Origin of the sequence: Streptomyces spongiae, assembly GCF_009377185.1 — a bacterium.
In the GTDB taxonomy this organism is placed as follows: Bacteria; Actinomycetota; Actinomycetes; order Streptomycetales; family Streptomycetaceae; genus Streptomyces; species Streptomyces spongiae.
In genome coordinates this window covers 1-22,338 of the sequence record NZ_VJZC01000114.1, presented here as the reverse complement: position 1 = coordinate 22,338, position 22,338 = coordinate 1, and the positions used below count along the sequence as shown (strand labels likewise).

At 70.7% G+C, this 22,338-nt stretch carries 24 protein-coding genes; 8 read left to right on the top strand and 16 right to left on the bottom strand.

Annotated features, from left to right (window positions below):
* Positions 1 to 77: 77 nt before the first annotated feature.
* From FNH08_RS18060 to tsaB, 4 genes are read right to left on the bottom strand one after another with little or no spacing between them, the layout of a single operon-like run.
* Entirely contained in the window at positions 78 to 329 is a 252-nt protein-coding gene (locus tag FNH08_RS18060) for a hypothetical protein (protein WP_322724755.1), read from the bottom strand.
* Positions 326 to 1,438, bottom strand: coding sequence for a tRNA (adenosine(37)-N6)-threonylcarbamoyltransferase complex transferase subunit TsaD (tsaD, locus tag FNH08_RS18055; protein WP_152772517.1), 1,113 nt, complete (start codon positions 1,436 to 1,438; stop codon positions 326 to 328). The genes FNH08_RS18060 and tsaD overlap by 4 nt, the downstream gene beginning before the upstream one ends.
* Positions 1,431 to 1,937, bottom strand: coding sequence for a ribosomal protein S18-alanine N-acetyltransferase (gene rimI, locus FNH08_RS18050; RefSeq protein ID WP_152772523.1), 507 nt, complete (start codon positions 1,935 to 1,937; stop codon positions 1,431 to 1,433). The genes tsaD and rimI overlap by 8 nt, the downstream gene beginning before the upstream one ends.
* 23 nt (positions 1,938 to 1,960) lie before the next feature.
* Positions 1,961 to 2,614, bottom strand: coding sequence for a tRNA (adenosine(37)-N6)-threonylcarbamoyltransferase complex dimerization subunit type 1 TsaB (tsaB, locus tag FNH08_RS18045; RefSeq protein ID WP_322724754.1), 654 nt, complete (start codon positions 2,612 to 2,614; stop codon positions 1,961 to 1,963).
* 142 nt (positions 2,615 to 2,756) lie between these two features.
* Between tsaB and FNH08_RS18040 the strand changes: the two genes are divergently transcribed.
* Entirely contained in the window at positions 2,757 to 3,311 is a 555-nt protein-coding gene (locus FNH08_RS18040) for a hypothetical protein (RefSeq protein ID WP_322724753.1), read from the top strand.
* Between the two features lie 493 nt (positions 3,312 to 3,804).
* On the opposite strand, the gene tsaE is transcribed toward FNH08_RS18040, so the two are convergent.
* The 3 genes from tsaE to alr form a co-directional block, all read right to left on the bottom strand.
* Positions 3,805 to 4,338, bottom strand: coding sequence for a tRNA (adenosine(37)-N6)-threonylcarbamoyltransferase complex ATPase subunit type 1 TsaE (tsaE, locus tag FNH08_RS18035; RefSeq protein ID WP_152772516.1), 534 nt, complete (start codon positions 4,336 to 4,338; stop codon positions 3,805 to 3,807).
* Entirely contained in the window at positions 4,304 to 5,548 is a 1,245-nt protein-coding gene (locus FNH08_RS18030; RefSeq protein ID WP_322724752.1) for an alpha/beta fold hydrolase, read from the bottom strand. Before FNH08_RS18030 ends, tsaE begins: the two co-directional genes overlap by 35 nt.
* 167 nt (positions 5,549 to 5,715) lie before the next feature.
* Positions 5,716 to 6,879 (bottom strand): alanine racemase, encoded by a 1,164-nt coding sequence (alr, locus tag FNH08_RS18025; protein WP_152772515.1) that lies wholly within the window; start codon positions 6,877 to 6,879, stop codon positions 5,716 to 5,718.
* Positions 6,880 to 7,122: 243 nt separating this feature from the next.
* Here alr and glmS point away from each other — a divergent pair, with 243 nt between their 5' ends.
* Complete coding sequence (gene glmS / locus FNH08_RS18020) at positions 7,123 to 8,970, top strand: glutamine--fructose-6-phosphate transaminase (isomerizing) (RefSeq protein WP_152772514.1); 1,848 nt, start codon at positions 7,123 to 7,125, stop codon at positions 8,968 to 8,970.
* On the opposite strand, the gene FNH08_RS18015 is transcribed toward glmS, so the two are convergent.
* Both FNH08_RS18015 and FNH08_RS18010 read right to left on the bottom strand, forming a co-directional pair.
* Positions 8,931 to 9,146: a DUF397 domain-containing protein gene (locus FNH08_RS18015; RefSeq protein ID WP_152772513.1), complete on the bottom strand. Its 216-nt coding sequence runs from the start codon at positions 9,144 to 9,146 to the stop codon at positions 8,931 to 8,933. The genes glmS and FNH08_RS18015 overlap by 40 nt on opposite strands.
* A gap of 8 nt (positions 9,147 to 9,154) precedes the next feature.
* Positions 9,155 to 9,958 carry a helix-turn-helix domain-containing protein gene (locus FNH08_RS18010; RefSeq protein WP_152772512.1) on the bottom strand — a complete coding sequence of 268 codons (804 nt, stop codon included), beginning with the start codon at positions 9,956 to 9,958 and terminating at the stop codon, positions 9,155 to 9,157.
* 267 nt (positions 9,959 to 10,225) lie between these two features.
* Here FNH08_RS18010 and FNH08_RS18005 point away from each other — a divergent pair, with 267 nt between their 5' ends.
* Positions 10,226 to 10,642 (top strand): ATP-binding protein, encoded by a 417-nt coding sequence (locus FNH08_RS18005; protein WP_152772511.1) that lies wholly within the window; start codon positions 10,226 to 10,228, stop codon positions 10,640 to 10,642.
* 77 nt (positions 10,643 to 10,719) lie between these two features.
* Entirely contained in the window at positions 10,720 to 11,688 is a 969-nt protein-coding gene (locus tag FNH08_RS18000) for a hypothetical protein (RefSeq protein ID WP_152772510.1), read from the top strand.
* A 91-nt stretch (positions 11,689 to 11,779) separates the two neighbouring features.
* On the opposite strand, the gene FNH08_RS17995 is transcribed toward FNH08_RS18000, so the two are convergent.
* Positions 11,780 to 12,184, bottom strand: a complete 405-nt coding sequence (locus FNH08_RS17995) for a hypothetical protein (protein ID WP_152772509.1) — start codon at positions 12,182 to 12,184, stop codon at positions 11,780 to 11,782.
* Between the two features lie 549 nt (positions 12,185 to 12,733).
* On the opposite strand from FNH08_RS17995, the gene FNH08_RS17990 reads away from it, so the two are divergent.
* A complete protein-coding gene (locus FNH08_RS17990) occupies positions 12,734 to 13,105 on the top strand; it encodes a holo-ACP synthase (protein ID WP_152772508.1) in 372 nt (123 codons plus the stop codon).
* Positions 13,106 to 13,174: 69 nt separating this feature from the next.
* Entirely contained in the window at positions 13,175 to 14,605 is a 1,431-nt protein-coding gene (locus FNH08_RS17985; protein WP_152772507.1) for an NAD(P)H-hydrate dehydratase, read from the top strand.
* A gap of 40 nt (positions 14,606 to 14,645) precedes the next feature.
* Here FNH08_RS17985 and FNH08_RS17980 read toward each other — a convergent pair whose 3' ends face one another.
* On the bottom strand, positions 14,646 to 14,888 hold the full coding sequence (locus FNH08_RS17980) for a hypothetical protein (protein ID WP_152772506.1): 243 nt from the start codon (positions 14,886 to 14,888) through the stop codon (positions 14,646 to 14,648).
* Between the two features lie 186 nt (positions 14,889 to 15,074).
* Between FNH08_RS17980 and coaA the strand changes: the two genes are divergently transcribed.
* Positions 15,075 to 16,064: a type I pantothenate kinase gene (gene coaA, locus FNH08_RS17975; RefSeq protein WP_322724750.1), complete on the top strand. Its 990-nt coding sequence runs from the start codon at positions 15,075 to 15,077 to the stop codon at positions 16,062 to 16,064.
* A gap of 16 nt (positions 16,065 to 16,080) precedes the next feature.
* A complete protein-coding gene (locus FNH08_RS17970; RefSeq protein ID WP_152772505.1) occupies positions 16,081 to 17,034 on the top strand; it encodes a DUF389 domain-containing protein in 954 nt (317 codons plus the stop codon).
* A gap of 84 nt (positions 17,035 to 17,118) precedes the next feature.
* On the opposite strand, the gene glmM is transcribed toward FNH08_RS17970, so the two are convergent.
* The 5 genes from glmM to FNH08_RS17945 form a co-directional block, all read right to left on the bottom strand.
* Entirely contained in the window at positions 17,119 to 18,477 is a 1,359-nt protein-coding gene (gene glmM / locus FNH08_RS17965) for a phosphoglucosamine mutase (protein ID WP_322724749.1), read from the bottom strand.
* A 344-nt stretch (positions 18,478 to 18,821) separates the two neighbouring features.
* The gene (gene rpsI / locus FNH08_RS17960; protein WP_322724748.1) at positions 18,822 to 19,343 is read right to left on the bottom strand and encodes a 30S ribosomal protein S9; all 522 of its coding nucleotides are present in this window, start codon (positions 19,341 to 19,343) and stop codon (positions 18,822 to 18,824) included.
* A gap of 42 nt (positions 19,344 to 19,385) precedes the next feature.
* Positions 19,386 to 19,829: a 50S ribosomal protein L13 gene (rplM, locus tag FNH08_RS17955; RefSeq protein WP_322724747.1), complete on the bottom strand. Its 444-nt coding sequence runs from the start codon at positions 19,827 to 19,829 to the stop codon at positions 19,386 to 19,388.
* A 264-nt stretch (positions 19,830 to 20,093) separates the two neighbouring features.
* Positions 20,094 to 21,851 carry an NlpC/P60 family protein gene (locus FNH08_RS17950; protein WP_228034198.1) on the bottom strand — a complete coding sequence of 586 codons (1,758 nt, stop codon included), beginning with the start codon at positions 21,849 to 21,851 and terminating at the stop codon, positions 20,094 to 20,096.
* A gap of 55 nt (positions 21,852 to 21,906) precedes the next feature.
* Positions 21,907 to 22,269 carry a hypothetical protein gene (locus tag FNH08_RS17945; protein WP_152772503.1) on the bottom strand — a complete coding sequence of 121 codons (363 nt, stop codon included), beginning with the start codon at positions 22,267 to 22,269 and terminating at the stop codon, positions 21,907 to 21,909.
* Between the last annotated feature and the right edge of the window lie 69 nt (positions 22,270 to 22,338).

Genomic DNA, 22,338 nt, shown 5'->3' with positions numbered 1-22,338 from the left:
GACCCCCGCTCCTCAAACGCCGGAGGGGCTGATTTGTCCGCCGGAGGGGCTGATTTGGGGGCTGGGTTTCGCGCTCTTCAGCCCAGCGACTCGAACCGCCACCTGTGCACCGCCCGGGTCACCAACTCCCCGCCCGGCTCGGGCAGCTCGGGCAGGTCGGCGTCGTACGGGGCGTCCCACCAGGTGATGACGAGCACCCGGTCCTCAGGTGCGCGGAAGGTCTCGCGGCGCAGGGGCGAGGAGGGCGGTTCCCACGCGCGGGCCCAGGCGAGGAGCTCCTCGCCCCGGCCCGCCACCGCCCGGGCCTCCCACATCAGGGCGACGGTCACGAGTAGAGGTTCTCCTTGCTCACCTCATGCACGTGGTCGTGGGTGTGGGTGTGCGTGGTGCCCGGGACGTGCGGGTCCGTCACCGGGAGGGACGAGTCCGCCGAGAGGTCCCAGTCCGAGGCGGCGCGCCCCCGGGTGACCATCTCGGCGCCCAGCGCCGCGACCATGGCGCCGTTGTCCGTGCACAGCTTGGGCCGGGGGACGCGGAGCCGGATGCCCGCCGCCTCGCAGCGCTCCTGAGCGAGGGCGCGCAGGCGGGAGTTGGCCGCGACGCCACCGCCGATCATGAGGTGGTCGACGCCCTCGTCCTTGCAGGCCCGTACGGCCTTCCTCGTCAGCACGTCCACGACCGCCTCCTGGAAGGACGCCGCCACATCGCGCACCGGGACCTCCTCCCCCGCCGCCCGCTTGGCCTCGATCCAGCGGGCCACGGCCGTCTTCAGGCCGGAGAAGGAGAAGTCGTACACCGCGTCGCGCGGGCCGGTCAGCCCGCGGGGGAACGCGATCGCCTCCGGGTCGCCCTCGCGCGCGTACCGGTCGATGACCGGCCCGCCCGGGAAGCCCAGGTCGAGGACGCGCGCGATCTTGTCGAATGCCTCGCCCGCCGCGTCGTCGATGGTCGAGCCCATGGGCCGTACGTCGGAGGTGATGTCCGTGGACAGCAGGAGGGAGGAGTGCCCGCCGCTCACCAGCAGCGCCATCGTGGGCTCGGGCAGCGTGCCGTGCTCCAGCTGGTCCACACAGATGTGGGACGCCAGGTGGTTGACGCCGTACAGCGGCTTGCCCAGCGCGTACGCGTACGCCTTCGCCGCCGAGACGCCGACGAGCAGCGCACCCGCGAGGCCCGGCCCGGCGGTCACCGCGATCCCGTCCAGGTCGCGCGCGCTCACCCCGGCCTGCTTCAGCGCGCGGTCGATGGTCGGCACCATCGCCTCCAGATGGGCCCGGGAGGCGACCTCGGGCACCACACCGCCGAAGCGGGCGTGCTCGTCGACGCTGGAGGCGATCGCGTCCGCGAGCAGGGTGGTGCCGCGGACGATGCCGACGCCGGTCTCGTCGCAGGAGGTCTCGATGCCGAGTACGAGGGGCTCGTCGCGTGAGTCAGCCATTGATCTCGGTTCCTTGTACGCCGTTCGCGGAGGGTGCACCCGCGGCCGCGCCGTTCTCGGGTGCCGTACTGAGTCTCATCACCAGGGCGTCCACGTTGCCCGGCTGGTAGTAGCCGCGCCGGAAGCCGATGGGCACGAAGCCGAAGCGCTCGTACAGCTTCTGGGCGCGGACGTTGTCGACGCGGCACTCGAGCATGATCTCGGCGCAGTCGAACTCGGTGGCGGCCCGCAGCAGTTCCGTCAGCAGCCGCGCGCCGAGCCCGGTGCCCCACTGGTCGCGGGCGACGGCGATGGTCTGGACGTCGGCGAGGTCTCCGGCGGCCGCGAGCCCCCCGTACCCCACGAGGCGCTCCCCCTCGACCGCCACGACGTACCGCCGCGTCGCCTCCGGCCCTCTCGCATGGGCCAACTCGGACCAGAACATGCCCCGCGACCAGGCGTCCTCGGGGAAGAGGTCCTTCTCCAGCTCCAGTACGGGATCGATGTCCCACCAGCGCATCTCGCGCAGCACGGAGGTCTCGGTCACTTGGGGGTGACCACCTTGTAGTTCTTGGGCACCTGCGCGTCGGGCCGCCGCAGGTAGAGGGGCCGGGGGGCGGGCAGTTCCCCGCCCGCGGCCAGCTTCTCCGCGGCCAGCGAGGCGAGCGCGGCCGCCGACACGTGCTCGGGCTCGTGCGCCTGGGGGAAGGTGTCCGGGTACAGCAGCGCCCCGGCGCCCACCGCCGGGAGTCCGGCCACGGCGTCGGCGATCTCGGCGGGCCGGTCGACGGCCGGGTCGGTCACCCGTGTTCGGGAGTCCGCGTACCGCGCCCAGTACACCTCCTTGCGGCGGGCGTCCGTGGCCACGACGAACGGCACGTCGAGGTCGGACGCGTACGCCAGCCCGTCGAGCGTGCACAGTCCGTGGACGGGGACGCCGAGGGCGAGCCCGAAGGTGTCGGCGGTCATGAGGCCGACGCGCAGCCCCGTGTACGGGCCGGGGCCGATGCCGACGACGATGCCGGTGACGGCGTCGAGACGCGTGCCCGCCTCGGCGAGGACCCGGTCGACGGCGGGCAGCAGGAGTTCCCCGTGGCGGCGTGCGTCCACCTGGCTCGACGAGGCGACGACGTCCGTCCCGTCGTGCAGCGCGACGGTCACGGCGGGGGTGGCGGTATCCAGAGCGAGCAAGAGCACGCAAACAGCCTACGGCGCCCGAGCCGCGCTGACGGCCGCCCGGGACCACCGCCCCTCTCCTGCTAACGTCACAACGAAGAATTGCTCGAACTACGTACAAGACATCAGAGCCGTACTCAGGTACGAGAGGTGGGCGCAGAAGGTGGCCAGAAGCAGCTCGGGATTCGTGGCCGGGCTCACCGCGGCGGCCATCGCCGCAGTCGGTTTCCTCGCCTACCAGGCGTCGGCGAACGTGCCGGACGACCTGGGCCAACCGTCCGCCACCAAGTCCCCGGCGGACGTGAAGTCGAAGGCACCCGCGGACGAGAAGGCCCCGGCGGCCGTGCCGGACCGCTCGGGCACCGGCAAGCGCGTCGTGTACTCGCTCACCGACGACCGCGTCTGGCTGGTCGGCACGGACAACAAGGCCACCCGCACCTTCGAGGTCACCCCCAGCACGGTGGACCCCGCGCCCGCCACCTACAAGGTCACCTCACGCACGAACTCCACGACCGGCTCCGACGGCACCCCCATCGAGCACGTCGTCCGCTTCACCACCGTCGACGGCGTCGTCATCGGCTTCAGCGCCGCGGTCGACGGCTCCACCCCCGAGCCGGACCCCACCTCCAAAACAGGCGGCATCCGCGAGTCCCGCAAGGACGGCAACGCGTTGTGGCAGTTCGCCACGATCGGCCGCCCGGTGGTGGTGGTCAAGTAACAGGGCGAGGATGCGCCCGTACTGTCAGGGGCGCGGGGAACTGCGCAATCTTCTAGGGGCGCGGGGAACTGCGCATTCTTTTAAGGGGCGCGGGGAACTGCGCGGTTTTCAGGGGCGCGGGGAACGGCGCGACAAGCCACGACGCACCCGCAGCGAACAACGAACCCGCAGCCCCCTAGGCAGCCTCCGGGCTCCGCACACCCTCGCCCTCCGCCGGAGGCACCGGCGGCGTAGACACCACCCGAGCCGCCACACAAGAAGCCAACAACTCCCGCATCGACACTCCGGGCACCCCAGAATCCCGCACAGCCCGCGGCAGCGCCGGCAGCGACTCTCGTTCTGAAGCCTGCATGGGACGCCTCCTGAAACCTGGGGGCGGAGCAGGTCGGGCACACCAACTTAGGTACACCTAACCAAGGACCACTACCATGTGACCACGCAGAAGGCACCCCGCGCAACATCTTGCCGACGGGATGTCGGAACCTTCACGCGTTCATGCCGACAGCACACTCAGATCCACGCTCGCCCACCGCTCCCCGACCCCGCGGAGCGTCACGTGGCGCACCTCGTCCGTCGTGTCCCCCACCGCCCGGTGGATGACGACGTGCAGCCGGTCCTCCGTCAGCTCCTCGACCTTGCCCTCGCCCCACTCCACGACGACCACCGAGTCGGACAGCGACACGTCGAGGTCGAGGTCCTCCATCTCGTCGAGCCCGCCGCCCAGGCGGTACGCGTCGACGTGCACGAGCGGCGGCCCGTCCCCCAGGGAGGGGTGCACGCGCGCGATGACGAAGGTCGGGGACGTGACCGCGCCCCGCACGCCCAGCCCCTCGCCGAGCCCCCGGGTCAGCGTCGTCTTGCCGGCGCCGAGCTCCCCGGTGAGCATCACGAGGTCGCCCGCGCGCAGCAGCTTGGCGAGACGGCGGCCCAGCTCCCGCATCTGCTCGGGGGCGTTGACGGTGAGTTCCACGGACGCGGGGGCGGCCCGGTGCTCACCCGGGCTGTGCGGTGCTGCTGGTGCTTCCATAACCGCCAACGGTAGCCCCTGCCGGGACGGCACCCGCGCGTGTGAGGAGGTCGGCGAGGCGGTCCGTGACCACCTCCGGGTGCTCCAGCATCACCAGGTGCCCGGCGTCCGGCACGAGCACCAGTTCCGCGTCCGGCAGCAGGTCCGCGATCGCCTCACTGTGCTCGCTGGGCGTCACGAGGTCCTTGACGCCGGCCAGCACGAGCACGGGCAGCTCGGCGAACTGCGCGAGCGCCTCCGTCTTGTCGTGCTCGGTGAAGGCGGGGTAGAACTCGGCGACCACGTCGATGGGCGTGCCCTCGATCATCCGCTCGGCGAACCGCGCGACCGCCGGGTCGACGTCCCGGGACGCGAACGAGTACCGCTTGATGATCCCGGCGAACAGGTCGGCCGTGGCCCGCCGCCCCTTCTCCACCAGCTCGGCCCGCTGTCCGAGCGCCCGCAGCACGCCGGGCAGGACGCGCCGTACGGCGTTGACGCCCGCGACCGGCAGTCCGAAGTTCACCTCGCCGAGCCGCCCCGACGACGTGCCGACGAGCCCGATACCGGCGACGCGGTCGCGGATCAGCTCGGGGTAGTGGGCGGCCAGCGCCATTATCGTCATGCCGCCCATGGAGTGCCCGACGAGCACGATCGGCCCCTGGGGCACCGCCGCGTCGATGACCGCCTTCAGGTCGCGCCCGAGCTGGTCGATGGAGACCGGCGGCTGGTCCTCCGCCGGGGCCGGGCCGCGCCCGGAGCGCCCGTGGCTGCGCTGGTCCCAGTGCACGGTCCGCACGACACCGCGCAGCGCGGCCCGCTGGAAGTGCCAGGAGTCCTGGTTGAGGCAGTAGCCGTGGCAGAACACGACGGTGACCGGGGCCGGGGCCTTGCGTCCGAAGAGGCGGCGCCGGCGCGGGGCGAGAGATGCCTCGGCCTCGACGTCGTCCACCTCGTAGTACAGCTCGGTGCCGTCGTCCGCGTACGCCTTGCCGGGTGTGCCGCGCAGCGATCCGTACGGTCCCGCCGAGTCGAGGGCGAGCCGGGCCTTCTGGCGCATGCCGCGGCCCACCGTGAGCCGCTCTATGGCGACTCCGGCGGCGGCGCCGGCGGCGATCACGCCTATCGCGGCGCCCGCGATGCTGCCGACCTTGCGCCAGTTGCCGGCGGCGGAGGCGGCCGAGGCCGCGTTCGCGACGGCCTCCATGGCCTCCGCGCTGCTCTCGCTCACATCCCGCTCCTCTTCGCCGGGGTCCGGTGCCTCACTCGGGCGACCGGACTGGTTCTCGTACTGTCCTCTGGTCGGGGTGGTACTGGTTCTGCCATGCCGCACACCTACGCGGAGTTACCCGTTTCGTTGTTCACCGGAGACGGTCGCCGTTCACCCAAGACCGTCGCCTATGACGGTTCCTCGTTGACATAGACGCGCGGCACGCGCGTTCCGATCCGGGTGACGATTTCATACGCGATGGTCCCGGCCGCCTGCGCCCAGTCCTCGGCGGTCGGTTCGCCCCGGTCACCAGGCCCGAAGAGCACCGCCTCGGTGCCGGCGGGCGGTTCGTCCCCGCCGAGGTCGACCACGAACTGGTCCATCGCGATCCGCCCGGCGACCGTCCGCCACTTGCCGCAGACCAGTACCGGACCGGTGCCGGAGGCGTGGCGCGGGATGCCGTCCGCGTAGCCGACGGGCACCAGGCCGAGGGTCGTGGCGCCCGGGGTGACGTAGTGGTGGCCGTAGGAGACGCCGTGCCCGCCGGGGACGCGCTTGACCAGGGCGAGGGACGCGCTCAGTGTCATCACCGGCCGCAGTCCGAAGTCCGCGGGGGCGCCGATCTCGGGGCTGGGCGAGATCCCGTAGAGCGAGACCCCCGTCCGTACGAGGTCGAAGTGGGACTCGGGGAGGGTGAGGGTGGCGGGCGAGTTGGCGATGTGCCGCACCTCGGGGCGGGCGCCCTGCCGCTCGGCGTGGGCCACCATCTCGCGGAAGCGGGTGAGCTGGGCGGCGATGGAGGGGTGGCCGGGCTCGTCGGCGCACGCCAGGTGGGACCAGAGACCGGTGACCGTGAGGAGCCCGTCGGCCTCGGCGCGCAGGGCCTCCGCGACGAGGTCCGGCCAGTCGTCGGGCTGGCAGCCGCTCCGGCCGAGCCCGGTGTCCGCCTTGAGATGCACGCGCGCGCGTACGCCCGCCGCTGCCGCCGCCCCGGTGAGCTCCCGCAGGGCCCACAGTGCGCTGACCGAGACGTCCAGGTCGGCCTCGACGGCCTCCCGCCAGGGGCCACCGGGGGTCCACAGCCAGCACATGATGCGTCCCGGCAGCCCGGCCGCGCGCAGGGCGAGGGCCTCCTCGGGCGTGGCCGTGCCCAGCCAGGCGGCCCCCGCGGCGACGGCCGCCCGGGCGCACGGCACGGCCCCGTGGCCGTACGCGTCGGACTTCACGACGGCCATCAGGGCCGCGCCCGGCGCGTGCGCGCGCAGCGCCCGCACGTTGTCCCGCAGGGCGGCGAGATCGATCTCGGCGCGGGCACGCAGGGGCGCGGTCGGCGGTACTGCTGTCTCAGTCATCGCGCCCAGTGTCTCAGAGGGGGGACAACTGCCCGCTGGGGAGCATGCGCAGAGGCGGTACGCCCGTTCCTGTCGTACGACCAGCGAACGCGGAACGCGCGGGCGGATGAGTGCGCCGCGCGCGTGAGGTCACCCGATATGAGGGCTCATCGACGCCAAATCGCCATATCGTCACGTACTGTCACGAAGGACACACACGGTGTCCCCGATCGGGTGATCTACGGGCGATCTAGAGGGGTTGGTATGTGCGGAATCGTGGGGTACGTGGGCTCGCAGTCCGCGCTCGACGTGGTCCTCGCCGGTCTGAAGCGGCTGGAGTACCGGGGGTACGACTCGGCGGGCGTGGCGGTCCTGGCCGACGGGGGTCTGGCCGCCGCCAAGAAGGCCGGGAAGCTGCTCAACCTGGAGAAGGAGCTCGTCGGCCACCCCCTGCCGACCGGCCGCACGGGCATCGGCCACACGCGCTGGGCCACCCACGGCGCCCCCACGGACGCCAACGCCCACCCGCACCTCGACAACGCGGGCCGGGTGGCCGTCGTGCACAACGGCATCATCGAGAACTTCGCCTGTCTGCGGGCCGAGCTGGCCGAGCGCGGGCACGAACTGGCCTCCGAGACGGACACCGAGGTGGTGGCGCACCTGCTGGCCGAGGAGTTCTCCTCCGGCGCGGACCTCGCGGAGGCGATGCGGCTGGTGTGCCGTCGGCTGCAGGGCGCGTTCACGCTGGTCGCGGTGCACGCGGACGAGCCGGACGTGGTGGTGGGCGCCCGCCGGAACTCACCGCTCGTGGTGGGCGTTGGAGAGGGCGAGGCCTTTCTCGCCTCGGACGTCGCCGCGTTCATCGCCCACACGCGGTCGGCGATCGAGCTGGGTCAGGACCAGGTGGTGGAGCTGCGCCGGGACGGAGTGACGGTGACGGGCTTCGACGGCCACCCCGCCGACGTGCGTGCGTACCACGTCGACTGGGACGCGTCGGCAGCCGAAAAGGGGGGTTATGACTACTTCATGCTCAAGGAGATCGCCGAACAGCCCAAGGCGGTCGCCGATACGTTGCTGGGGCGCGTCGACGCCGCGGGTTCGCTGACGCTGGACGAGGTCCGGATCAGCACCTCCGAGCTGCGCGAGATGGACAAGGTGGTCATCGTCGCGTGCGGTACGGCGTTCCACGCGGGCCTCATCGCCAAGTACGCCATCGAGCACTGGACCCGTATCCCGTGCGAGGTGGAGCTGGCGAGCGAGTTCCGCTACCGGGACCCGATCCTAGACCCGCGCACGCTGGTCATCGCCATCTCCCAGTCCGGCGAGACCATGGACACGCTGATGGCGCTGCGGCACGCCCGCGAGCAGGGCTCCAAGGTGCTGGCGATCTGCAACACCAACGGCTCGACGATCCCGCGCGAGTCGGACGCGGTGCTGTACACGCACGCGGGCCCGGAGGTCGCGGTCGCGTCCACGAAGGCGTTCCTGACCCAGCTGGTCGCGTGCTACCTCGTGGCGCTCTACCTGGCCCAGGTGCGCGGCACGAAGTGGGCCGACGAGATCCAGGCGGTCGTCCGGGAGCTGTCCCGCAGTTCCCAGGACGTCGATCGGGTCCTCGACACCATGGAGCCGGTACGGGAACTGGCGCGCTCCCTCGCCGGCAAACGCACGGTGCTGTTCCTCGGCCGGCACGTGGGCTACCCGGTGGCACTGGAGGGCGCCCTGAAGCTGAAGGAGCTCGCGTACATGCACGCGGAGGGCTTCGCGGCGGGCGAGCTGAAGCACGGGCCGATCGCGCTGATCGAGGAGGATCTGCCGGTGGTGGTGGTCGTGCCGTCGCCTCGTGGGCGGTCCGTCCTCCACGACAAGATCGTGTCGAACATCCAGGAGATCCGGGCAAGGGGCGCGCGGACGATCGTGATCGCGGAGGAGGGGGACGAGGCGGTCGCCCCGTACGCGGACCACTTGATCCGCATCCCTGCCACGCCAACGCTGCTCCAGCCGTTGGTCGCGACGGTGCCGTTGCAGGTGTTCGCGTGCGAGCTGGCGACAGCCCGGGGCAACGAGGTGGATCAGCCTCGGAACCTGGCGAAGTCGGTGACGGTGGAGTGAGCGTGGGTTTTCAGAGCTTCGAGGAAGGGGGTGAAGGCTCCAGCCGGGAAGGTGAGGGTTGCCCTGGCCGGGGCCTTTGAGTCGCGGACGGCTATGTGGGTGGGGGTGGTTGCGATCTCCACGCACTCGTTGCCGTCGCCCGGGCCGGAGTAGGACGACTTCCGCCAGTTGTCCATGGGGTTCCTCACAGCTCTTTCGCCAGCTTGTGGATGAAATCACGCGACTGTTCGGGTTCGAGCGACGCAGCCTCCACTCTACGGAAACTCGTTCGGTAGGTGCTGAGCTGCGCCTCGGAATCAATAAAGGCTGAGCCATGGAGCGCGTCGCGGACCACTGTGTCCAGCTTGGGCAGGGGACCTCCCACGTACGTCATCGTGCTTGCGGCGCTGGCGAAGCCGTCCAGGTCGAAGGGAATGACGCGCAAGGTGATGTGGTCCGCTTCGGAGAGCTCAAGGAGCCGGACGAGCTGGGCCTTTGAGGTGTCACGGTCGCCGACCCTGATCCGAAGCGCCGCCTCATGGATCACTGCTTCGTACGGGATGGTGATCTCCTGACGCGCCTTTCGGTGCCGAATGCGCAACTCAAGCTCGTCTGGGGTGAGTTCGGGCAGCCTCGCCGAGAAGACGGCACGGGCGTAGTCCTCCGTCTGCAGCAGGCCCGGCACGTACAGGATGGCCACGTGACGCTGGAACCGGGCGTGGTGCTCCAGCTCGGACAGGTCCAGAAACGACGTGGGCAGCAGGCCCCGGTACTCCTCCCACCAGCCCCGTGCCCGGTCGGTGGCCATGGTGACCAGAGCGTCGATGAACTCGCCGTCCGTGCAGGCGTAGTGGGACGCGAGACGGCGGAGCCGCTTCTCGCTCACGCCTGCGAGCCCGGACTCGATGTGGGTGATCTGAGCGGGGCTCACTCCGAGAAGCGCAGCCGCCTGGCGGGCGTTGAGGTCTGCCGCTTCACGGAGCCTGCGCAGCTCAGTTGCCAGACGCATCTGGCGGGCCGTTGGTTCACGCCTCACAGCTCTCGACCGCTCCTAGGTTCAACGCGCCCGCAGGCGCTACTCGTTCGGAGTCAGGTTACGCGACCGGCTTGCTGAATCTCTAAATTTAGACCTACTGTCGGTGATGCGACGCACACGCTGCGGAACGCCGGGACCCCGGAAGCGCACCACTCCGTCCTGCCACGACGGCTGCGGCACTGCCACCGCCCGCGCACCCCGCAGATCTCCGAAACCCCACCACCGAACCGGAGCTGACGCATGCCCGAAATCGCCGAGAAAAGCGAACCGTGGGAGTACTCCCTCCACATCCCCAACGACGCACGAGCCGTCACCATCAGCCGCCGCACCCTCCGACTGGTCCTCACCATGCACGGCCTGATCGGCCTCGTGGACACCGCCGAGTTGCTGGCGACGGAGCTGGTCTCCAACGCCGTACGTCACACCAAGGGGCCTGCCGCCCTGAAGATTTCCTGGTCGGCAGGTGTGCTGAGAATCGGCGCATGGGACACCGACCCCGAACCACCCGAGCCGCCAGAGCGGTTGGAGCAGCTCCCCGAGCTGGAGGACGGGCGCGGGCTGGCGCTGGTCCGGGCCTGCTCCGACCTGTGGGGCTGGCAGCCCCTGACCGGACACGGCAACTGGGTCAAATACGTCTGGTGCGAGTGCGCCGCGTGACCGCCCTCCCTCCCCGAAGGAGTGAACGTGTCCCGATCGCCCCATCGATCCACCCTTGATCAACTCAGGTTGCGCACATGGTCACATCAGCCCACGAGGGCATGCACCGGATCTTCCAGGAGCGGCCCGAGATCCTCACGCCCGTTCTCGGAGTGCTGGGTATCGCGCTACCCGAGAAGGCGACCGTGCACGCCGTCACCACCGACGCGACGGAGACCAGGCCACTGGTGCGCCACGTCGACACCGTGCTGCGCGTCGCCCCGTCCGACGGGGAGGACTTCCTGCTCGCCGTCGAGGCGCAGGAGCGCCGGGATCGGAAGAAAGCGTCGAGCTGGGCGTACTACGTCGCCTTCCTGGAGGCGAAGTACGACCTGCCGGTGACGCTGCTCGTCGTCTGCCGCGACCGGGCCACAGCCAAGTGGGCGGCAGGCCCCTTCGCCCGCCCGAACCGCGGCTGGACCGCCCAGCGGACGTACCCGCTGGTCGTCAGTCCGGACAACCTTCCGGTGATCACCGACGAGAGAACCGCGGCCAAGCAGCCGGCGTTGGCCGCCTTCTCCGCCCTGGCGCACGCCCACAGCCCCGACATCGACGCCATACTGGACGCACTGGGCCGTGCCCTGGAGGGGATGGACTGGAGTGCCGCCGGTTATTTCTACCAATTTCTGGACGTCACCCTGGGGGAGACCCCTGCCGGAGACAAATGGAGGGACATCGTGACTTTCGTCAATTACTTCCCCGGCCGGGGCACCGTGCTTGAAAAGGCCTACCTCGAAGGCAAGACCGAAGGTGAGGCCACGGGCGAGGCCAAGGGCGAGGCCCGGGGCGAAGCCAGGGGCGAGGCCAGGGGCGAGGCCAAAGGGGTCCTGCGCGTCCTTGAGGTGCGCGGCCTCACCATCAGCGACGAAGTGCGCGAACGCATCACCACGTGCACCGACCTGGACCGCCTCAACGACTGGCTCGACCGGGCCGGTACCGTCAAGCGTGCCGAAGATCTGTTCACCGAGATCGGAGAGTCCTCACCGAACCCCGCGGAACAGGGCTGACGGGCTGCGGTAACCCGGCCTGTGACGGTGGAGTGACCGGCAGGGCACCCCGCATCGCAGGGTGAGGGCTTGGTGCTGATCCACACCCTGATCAGGCGACGTCGCACTTCTCCAGCAGAGTTGTTCTCGCCTGCGGTACGCCCTTGGCGTCCTCCTGGAGTACGACGGAGTAGCAGCGATACGTCCGGGAGTACGAGGTACCGAACATGCTGGCCTCCTCGTACGCCGCGAAGAACTCGACAACGGTGGTGAGGGATTCTCCGGATCGCGTGGAGGACACAAGCCGGCCGTCGTGTCGCTGCGCGATGTCCCGCGTCCGTGCCTCGCTCGGGTAGCGGTCCCGCAATTCGTTCAGCATGTCGCCCGCGTAGGACCGGGCCAGGGTTGCCGCCCTCCGCACTGCCTCACGCTCGTTGCGCTCGTTCGCCTGCTCCTGGCGGTGGCCCATGTACATGAGCACCGCCGCGGCGAGCAGAACCGCCACGATGGGCGCCATGAGGGCTATGAGGCAGCCACGGGACGGTGCCCCGTCACGGACCTGCCGTGACGGGGCACCATGCCGGAATGGGCCGGAACTCACTGTTCCCCTGGACTGAGAGCAGCGGGAGGGCCATACGTCATGAATGCCTCCGCGCAGGCAGTAGCGCCCGCCTTGTTCGGATGGTAGCTCTCCCGGCTGAGGCAGGTGTCTCCGGTGAACCACCAGCACAGCTGGGTGTGGGGGTCGCCGTGGTGGAAGTCGCCCTCCCCGTTCGGTCCCGCCACGACCCCGTTGATTCCCTCCGGGGCAGCGCAGATGCGCTATTCATCAGGTCAACAACCTCGGACCGGCAGATTCCGCCCCGCGGCCACACCATCAAGCGACAGCAGACCCACTCAAAGACGCACGAACCGCCCACTCACGCGGTGTACAACGGCGCGTCCTTGCCCAGACGACTTGGTTCCGCAGCACGGTGATGGCGCACAGCGGCGCTGCTCCACTGGTTTTCCAGGGTTCCGGCCTCTTCGCTGACGGCTCTGCACGGGCGGCCGTAAGGTGCGGAGCATGAGCATCATCGGGGTCGGCATCGACGTGGCCGAGATCGACCGCTTCCGCGTCTCCCTGCAGCGCACACCGGGCCTGGCCGAACGCCTCTTCGTGGACAGCGAGTTGCTCCTCCCGAGCGGCGAACGCCGGGGTGTGGCCTCCCTGGCGGCCCGCTTCGCCGCGAAGGAGGCGCTCGCCAAGGCCCTGGGCGCCCCGCCGGGCCTGCACTGGACGGACGCCGAGGTCTACGTCGAGGGCACCGGACAGCCCCGCCTCCGCGTCAAGGGCACGGTGGCCGCCCGCGCCGCCGAACTCGGCGTCACGTCCTGGCACGTCTCGCTGAGCCATGACGCGGGGGTGGCGTCGGCGGTGGTGGTGGCGGAGGGGTAGGCCCCGGGAACGGCAGGCCCCGGGGTGGCCTCGGGGTGCCGATCAGCGACGTACGGGAGACTCGACAGCATGCGTAGTGCGTACCGCGTGGAAACCGTCCGAACCGCCGAGCGCGAGCTCATGGCCAGGCTCCCCGACGGCGCCCTCATGCAACGGGCCGCCGCCGGTCTGGCCGCGGCCTGCGCGGACCTGCTCGGCCGTGTGTACGGCAGTCGCGTCGTCCTCCTGGTCGGCAGCGGCGACAACGGCGGCGACACCCTGTACGCGGGCGCCCGTCTCGCCAAGCGCGGCGCGGGCGTCACCGCCGTCCTGCTCAACCCCGACCGCACCCACCCCGGCGGCCTCAGGGCCCTGCGCCGGGCGGGCGGCACCGCGATCCCGCCCCACCGGGCCGACCGGGCGGTCCACCGCGCCGACCTCGTCCTCGACGGCATCGTCGGTATCGGCGGCAAGGGCGGCCTCCGCCCCGACGCCGCGCCCCTCGCCGAGCTCGCGGCCGCGTCCCGCGCGGCCGTGGTCGCCGTGGACCTCCCGTCCGGTATCGAGCCCGACACGGGCGAGGTGCGCGGCACGGCCGTCCGCGCCGACCTGACGGTCACCTTCGGCACGCACAAGCCGGGCCTGCTCATCGACCCGGCGCGCGAGTACGCCGGTTCCGTACGCCTCGTCGACATCGGGCTCGCCCTCCCCGCAGACCCGGACCTTCAGGCACTGCAGCACGCGGACGTGGCGGCCCTCCTGCCCCGTCCCGCCGCCGAGAGCGACAAGTACCGGCGGGGTGTCGTGGGCATCGCGGCCGGTTCCGCCCGCTATCCCGGCGCGGCCGTCCTCGCCGTCTCGGGCGCCCTGCGCGGCGGCGCGGGAGCCGTACGGTACGTCGGTCCGGCCGGTGACGCCGTGATCGCCCGCTTCCCGGAGACCCTCGTGTCGGACCGTGGCCCGAAGCGGGCGGGCCGGGTGCAGGCATGGGTCGTGGGCCCGGGCGCCGGGGACGACGCGGGGCCCGTGGCCGAGGTGCTCGCCACCGACGTGCCCGTGCTGCTCGACGCGGACGGCCTCCGCCTGGCCGACCTGGACGCCGTACGCGCCCGTAGCGCGCCCACGCTGATGACCCCGCACGCCGGTGAGGCCGCGGCGCTGCTCGGCACCTCGCGCGGGGAGGTCGAGGGAGCGCGCCTGACCGCCGTACGGGACCTCGCGCGCCGCTATGACGCGACCGTGCTCCTCAAGGGCTCCACCACGCTCGTCGCCGGTCCCGACGGCGGCACGGCCCGGGTGAACCCGACCGGCACGCCCTGGCTCGCCACCGCGGGCAGCGGCGACGTCCTCTCGGGTCTCGCCGGCTCCCTGCTGGCCGCCGGCCTGACCGCCCTGGACGCGGGGAGCGTCGCGGCCTACGTCCACGGCCTGGCGGGCCGGTACGCCGCGGACGGCGCCCCCGCGGGCGCGCACGACGTGGCGGAGGCGATCCCGGCGGCGTGGCGGGACATCCGCGACTGACTACTCAGCAAGCGGCTGCCCCAGCAGCTCCCCGCGGACTTCAGCAGCCTTGCTCGAGCCGGTCGATCGCCTCCTGGACCATTCCGAGGTACTCGACCTCCTCGCACCGGGGCTTGCTCCCCATCCGGTACATGTCGATGCAGTCGTAGAGGTACTCCCCGAGGTCCTCGTCCGGCAGATCGGCGGCCAGGTCGCTGCACACACGTCCGGCGAATTCCGACTCGACACGCGTAGATCTACGGCGTACGACATCCCGGATCCGTACGGCATCACGAAGGCGCATGGCAACGACCACCTCAGAACCCCCCGACGGTGCGGGAGGCGGCTCGCTCCCGGCAGCCGGACGCTATCCCCTCCCCCACCCGCGGTCCATACCTTCGACACAAGTCATACACAGGGACGCAGGGACACAGGGTGGCGTGACGGACACCACGCCGCTGATCCGTTCGTACTCCGTTAACAATGGAATGTGATCTCACCGGTCTCCTCGTTGCCGCGGAGCGCCCACCGGCCCAGGCCGGAGGCGACTCCCTACGTCGACCTCACCCGTGCCGAGTGGAGCGCCCTGCGCGACAAGACGCCGCTCCCGCTGACCGCCGGGGAGGTGGAGAAGCTGCGCGGTCTGGGCGACGTCATCGACCTCGACGAGGTACGGGACATCTATCTGCCGCTCTCCAGACTCCTCAACCTGTACGTGGGCGCCACGGACGGCCTGCGCGGGGCCCTCAACACCTTCCTCGGCGAGCAGGGCTCCCAGTCGGGCACCCCGTTCGTGATAGGTGTCGCGGGCTCGGTCGCCGTCGGCAAGTCCACGGTCGCCCGCCTCCTCCAGGCCCTGCTGGCCCGCTGGCCCGAGCACCCGCGCGTGGAACTGGTCACGACGGACGGCTTCCTCCTGCCCATGAAGGACCTCCAGGCACGCGGCCTGGTGTCGCGGAAGGGTTTCCCGGAGTCGTACGACCGCCGCGCGCTCACCCGCTTCGTCGCCGACATCAAGGCCGGCAAGGACGAGGTGACGGCACCCGTCTACTCCCACCTGATCTACGACATCGTCCCCGGCCAGAAGCTCACGGTCCGCCGCCCGGACATCCTCATCGTCGAGGGCCTGAACGTCCTCCAGCCCGCCCTCCCCGGCAAGGACGGCCGCACCCGCGTGGGCCTCGCCGACTACTTCGACTTCAGCGTGTACGTCGACGCCCGCACCGAGGACATCGAGCGCTGGTACCTGAGCCGCTTCCGCAAGCTGCGCGAGACGGCCTTCCAGAACCCGTCCTCGTACTTCTGGAAGTACACCCAGGTTTCCGAGGAGGAGGCCCTCGACTACGGCCGCACGACCTGGCGCACGATCAACCGGCCCAACCTGGTCGAGAACGTGGCCCCGACCCGCGGCCGCGCCACCCTGGTCGTGCGCAAGGGCCCGGACCACAAGGTGCAGCGCCTGAGTCTGCGCAAACTGTGACGGCTACCCTGCCCCCATGCTGCATCTGCGCCTGATCACGCCGTCCGACAGGACGGACGCCGTGGTGCGCCTGATCGAGGGGACGGTCGGCACCACGCACCTCGTCGTGCTGCCCGGCGCCGCCCGCAACCCCTCCGGGGACGTGGTGATGTGCGACGTGGCGCGCGAGGCGGGCGACGAACTCATCGGCACGCTGCGGGCGCTGGACCTCGACAAGACGGGCTCCATCGCCGTCGAGAACATCGACCTGTCGCTCTCCAGGCGCGCCGACAAGGCCGAGGACGAGGCCCCCGGAGAGGGCGCGGACGCGGTGCTGTGGGAGCACCTGGCGGACGCGACGCACGAGGAGTCGACGCTGTCGGTCACGTACGTCGCCTTCATCACGCTCGCCACGATGATCGCGGCCTGCGGTGTGGTCCTCGACAACGCGGTCCTGATCGTGGGCGCGATGGCGGTGGGCCCGGAGTTCGGTCCGCTGGCCGGACTGAGCACGGCTCTCGTCCAACGCCACCCACGCCTCGCCCTCCGCTCACTCACCGCCCTGCTGGTGGGCTTCGGCGTGGCGATGGCGGTGACGGTGGGCTTCAGCCTCTTCATGGACGCGGTCCACCTGTTCAGCCAGGAGAAACTCGACGCCGACCGGCCCAACACGGGCTTCGTCTACGCCCCCGACTGGTTCTCCTTCGTCGTGGCGGTCCTCGCGGGCATCGCCGGCACCCTCTCGCTGACCTCGGCCAAGTCGGGCGCCCTGGTGGGAGTGGCCATCTCGGTGACGACGGTCCCGGCCGCGGCGAACGCGGCCGTCGCCCTGAGCTACGGCGACACCAAACAGACCTGGGGCTCCACGGAGCAACTCCTCCTGAACCTCCTGGGCATCGTCCTGGCCGGCACCCTCACGCTCCTGACCCAGAAGTGGCTGTGGGCAAAGCACCGCGGGGCGCGCGTCCCGTCAAGGGGCGCGCCCCTTTAGGGGCGCGGGGACCTGCGCGACCAGCCACAACAAACCCGCAGCCCGCACACCACAGAACCCCCACCCCGTACCCGGAACAGGCACTCACCCCAGCGCGGACTTCACCGCATCAGCCAGCCGCCCGGCCACAGACCGCGCCTGATCAATATCGGCCGCCTCGACCATCACCCGCACCAACGGCTCGGTACCGGACGGCCGCAGCAACACCCGCCCGGTGGACCCGAGTTCACGCTCGGCGTCGGCGACGGCGGTGGCCAGCTCGGTGGACGTACCCACCCGGGACCTGTCGACGTCCGGCACATTGATCAGCACCTGCGGCAACCGCTCCATGACGGACGCGAGGTCCTTGAGGGTACGGCCGGACTGGGCGACCCGGGCGGCCAGCAACAGGCCGGTCAGCGTGCCGTCCCCGGTCGTCGCGTGGTCGAGGATGATCACGTGCCCGGACTGCTCGCCACCGAGGGCGTACCCGTGCTCCTTCATCTCCTCCAGCACGTAACGGTCGCCGACCGCGGTCTGGACGAGCTTCAGCCCCTCCCGCTCCAGTGCGAGCTTGAAGCCGAGGTTGGACATGACGGTGGCGACGACGGTGTCGGCGCGCAGCACCGACCGCTCCCGCATCGCGAGCGCGAGCACGGCGAGGATCTGGTCACCGTCGATCTCGTTGCCCTCGTGGTCCACGGCCAGGCAGCGGTCGGCGTCACCGTCGTGCGCGATGCCGAGGGCCGCGCCGTGCTCGACGACGGCGGCCTTCAGCGGGCCGAGGTGCGTGGAGCCGCACCCGTCGTTGATGTTGAGCCCGTCGGGCTCGGCGCCGATGGTGACGACCTCGGCTCCGGCGCGGGTGAATGCCTCGGGCGAGACACGGGCGGCGGCCCCGTGGGCCTCGTCCAGCACGACCTTCAGCCCGTCGAGCCGGTGGGGCAGCGCGTCGATGAGGTGCCCGACGTACTGCTCGAGCCCTTCGCCGTACGAGGTCACGCGCCCGACGCCGGCACCGGTGGGCCGGTCCCAGGGGGCCCCGGTCCGGTGCTCCTCGTACACGCCCTCGATCCTGTCCTCCAGGTCGTCGGCGAGCTTGTGGCCGCCGCGGGCGAAGAACTTGACCCCGTTGTCGGGCATGGCGTTGTGGCTGGCGGAGAGCATCACGCCGAGGTCGGCGCCCAGCGAACCCGTCAGGTACGCGACCGCGGGGGTGGGCAGCACACCGACGCGCAGGACGTCCACACCCGCGCTGGCGAGGCCCGCGACCACGGCGGCCTCCAGGAACTCCCCGGACGCTCGCGGGTCCCGCCCGACCACCGCCACCGGCTTGTGGCCCTCGAACGTGCCCGCCTCGGCGAGTACGTGGGCCGCCGCGACAGAGAGGCCGAGGGCCATCTCGGCCGTCAGATCCGCGTTGGCGACGCCGCGCACGCCGTCCGTCCCGAAGAGTCGTCCCACTGTGTGTCCTCCGAATTGCTGAGAATGTACGGCTCATGCCGAGTGTCCAGGCCTGGCCGGGGTCAGGGACATCCCCTGGCTCCCGTGGCGTCCCATGGCATCCCGGGTTCCCGTGAAGTCGACTGTCGTCGGCACCGCACGGTTGCCCAGTGTCAGCCCTCCTTCGGCTCCTTTGGACTCCATTCGGGCGAAAACGGCTCCCCTGGAGTCCCAGTCCTGTACACCCGTGCATCCCTGCACCGTGCGCATAAGCCTGCGATAAAGCGTTCACCCCCGTAAACGAACCGCCCCGGCGGCACAGGATGTGCCGCCGGGGCGAGGCGTGCGGTACAGCGAAGCGACAATTAGCGCTTGCTGTACTGCGGGGCCTTGCGGGCCTTCTTCAGACCGGCCTTCTTGCGCTCGACCGCACGGTCGTCGCGACGGAGGAAGCCGGCCTTCTTGAGGGCGCCGCGGTTGTTGTCGACGTCGGCCTCGTTCAGGGCGCGGGCGACACCGAGACGGAGCGCACCGGCCTGGCCGGAGACGCCGCCACCCGCGATGCGGGCGACGACGTCGTAGCGGCCCTCGAGCTCGAGCACCTTGAAGGGCTCGTTGACTTCCTGCTGGTGCACCTTGTTCGGGAAGTAGTCCTCGAGGGTGCGACCGTTGATCTTCCACTTGCCGGTGCCCGGAACGATCCGGACGCGGGCGATGGCGTTCTTGCGACGGCCCAGGCCGGCGGCCGGCTGCGGGTCGCCGAAGCGGGAGGCGAGGGACTCGGAGGTGTACTCGCCCTCCACGGGAACCTCGGACTCGGTGGTGTAGCTGTCGATGTCGACGAGCTCAGTCTCTTCGACCGGCTGCTCGGGAGTGGTCTCGGCCACGATTCTCCTCAGATTCTCTTCAGGCTTAGGGGGTGGCCGGACTTACTGCGCGACCTGGGTGATCTCGAACGGCACCGGCTGCTGGGCAGCGTGCGGGTGCTGGTCGCCCGAGTAGACCTTCAGCTTGGAGAGCATCTGACGGCCGAGGCTGTTCTTCGGGAGCATGCCCTTGACGGCCTTCTCGACGGCCTTCTCCGGGTTCTTCTCCAGCAGCTCGTCGTAACGGACGGAGCGCAGACCACCCGGGTAGCCGGAGTGGCGGTACGCCATCTTCTGGGTCCGCTTGTTGCCGGACAGGTGCACCTTGTCGGCGTTGATGATGATGACGAAGTCACCAGTGTCGACGTGCGGCGCGTAGATGGGCTTGTGCTTGCCGCGCAGGATGGAGGCGGCGGTGGTGGCCAGACGACCCAGGACAACGTCCTGGGCGTCGATGACGTGCCACTGACGCGTCACATCGCCGGGCTTGGGGCTGTACGTACGCACGGTTCGTAGCCTTCGCTTCTTCAGTGAGGTTCCTGACAAGGTCACCGAAGACGATCACGACAGCCATGACCGCACCGCGGTGACGCAAGCCGCGTGCTGGTCGCTGGTCATCGGCCCGGTGGACCGGTGTAAGGGCGTCCTCACGTGAGAATGAGCAAGCCAATACACATAACGAACGTGCAGAATACCCGGGCACGCGGGGACGGGTCAAAACGAGGCCGCCCGCCGCCGGGCCGACCTGGTCCCGTCCCCCGCCCTGCCCCCTCAGAACCGGCGGATCACGCGCAGCGTACGGGCGTACAGACCCGTACCGTTCAGTGTCGAGGGGCCGCCGAGGTCCGCGATGGTCGGGCCGTTCGGGGTCTTGCGGCTCGACAGGAAACGCGGGTCGCCTTCCTCGTCCTTGCCCACGTAGATGCCCACGTGGTCGATCACGCCGTCCTCCTCGGTGGCGTCGTCGGTGGCGTCGAAGCAGACGATGTCCCCGACCCGCAGCCCCTCCAGGGAGGGCGCCGTGGTCGTGCCCCGCGCCACGACCACACCGGGGCCCGAGGTCGCCAGGTCCTTGGAGAGGCGGGGCAGGTTCACGCCGTCGTGGTCACGGTCGTAGACGAGGGGCAGGCCCATGTGGTGGCCGTACACCATGCGGACGAGGCCGGAGCAGTCGAGGTTGCGCTCCCACTGGTCGCCCGCGTACGGCATCTTCTCGCCGTTGGGGAACGTCCACTCCAGGCCCATGTACTCGTGGAAGTCGGCGCCCTCCCGGCGGGTTCCGTCCGCCTTCCTCGGGCCGTACCCCGCCTCGCCCAGCACCTGGGCGCCGCCGAGCACCGAGGAGCGGACGGGGGTCCCACCGGGCAGGAACATCGCCCCGTAGGTGAGCGCGTCGGGCGAGGTGTCGGCCGCCCAGCCGCGTATCCGCTGCTCCATCGCGTCCGTCCAGCCGCCGTCGAACGGTTCGGGAAGCACGCGAACCCATGTCTCGTGGGCGACCACGGGCGGCTTCGCCCAGTACGCCGACTCGACCGCGAACTCGTCCACCAGCGCCCGCAGGGGCACCTGCGTGTTGCCGGACGACGCCAGCGCGCGCACCCCGACCCGGCCGGAGGTGAAGGTGGGGTCCTTCTCACTGTGCTGCCAGTCCGACGGTTCGGGCGTCCCTTTCCGCCAGGCGCGCGCCCGTAGCGCGTCCCCCTGCTTCTCGACCTGTACGCACCAGCGGTCGGACGCGGTGAACCCGGTGCCGACCTGCTGGGCGGCGCCGAGCACCGTCACGTCGTTGGCCTTCTCCATCTCCAGCGACAACTGCACCGCACCGGCGGCCGTGACGTTGAGCCGGGCCCGGTAGTGGTTGTTCACGTCGACGATCGCGAAGGACAGGGCGAGGGAGGCGGACGCACCCGCGGGAGCCTTGTCGAAACCGAACACGGCCGTGGCCTTCAGGTCGGCGACGTCCTCGGAGGAGGTCAGGACGGCGTGCCGGCTCGCGTTCGTCGCGGTCAGTTCGATGACTCCCCGGCCGTCCTCGATCCGGTAGTCGGTGTCGGCGCCGTTGACGGTGGTCCAGACGCCGCCTCCGGGAGAGGCGCCCCAACCGGTGGCGGGGGTGCGCTCGAACTCGTCGGTGAACGGTTTCTTCTGTTCGGTTAACCAGCGCCGTGGCCCCCGTACCGTCACCGTCCTGGCCCCCTGCGTCAGGGTCGCGAGCCATCCGTGGCTGTCGGCCACCTCCAGCAGGGCCGGCATGGACGGGGTGGCTGCCACCGGGGTCGCCGTCAGGGGCCCGGCCCCGTGCTCCGGGAACCACGCCGGGTCGTTGGCGGAGACCAGGAGCGGGCTGCCGAACCGGGTGACGTCCGCCGCGGCCGCTCCGGTCCCGGCTGCCGTCGTGGCGGCGCTCACGGTGACGGCCTGGTGCGTGGCCGCGCGGGCGACAGCCGAGCCGGTGCCCGGCAGCAGCGGCGACGCGGCCGCCGCTCCGGCCAGCGCGGCAAGGGCGGATCTTCGGTTCAGTGGCGACATGCGGTGCTCCTCGCACGGTCAGGAGAAGGGAAGTTGGCAGAACAGGCACTGTAGGTCAGCGCTCGACCACACCTCCCCCTGCGACCGCCCGAGCATCGGCACCGCCGGTGAACCCGGACTCGGACTGTCGCAGCCGATCCGGTGGCCGGTGCAGAGCCACGGCAGCGGTCAGCACACAGAGCGTCACCGCGTCCTTGAAGGCCCGCCGCGTCGGCAACTCCAGGAACGGCCACGTGAACCCGGGCACCTGCGGAACGAGCGCGAGCCAGAACCATGGACTACGAGCCGCCGCCCCCGGCAACGCCGCACTCGCGACCAACAACGGCAGCACCACCACCAGATAGTGATCGAACGACGGCCGCGACACCAGGAACACCGACAGCATCAGCAGACACGCCGTCTCCGTCAGCCGCAGCACCCCACCACCCCCACGACGCCACCGCGCGTACGCACACCACCTGTCTCTTATACACGTCTCCGAGCCCAC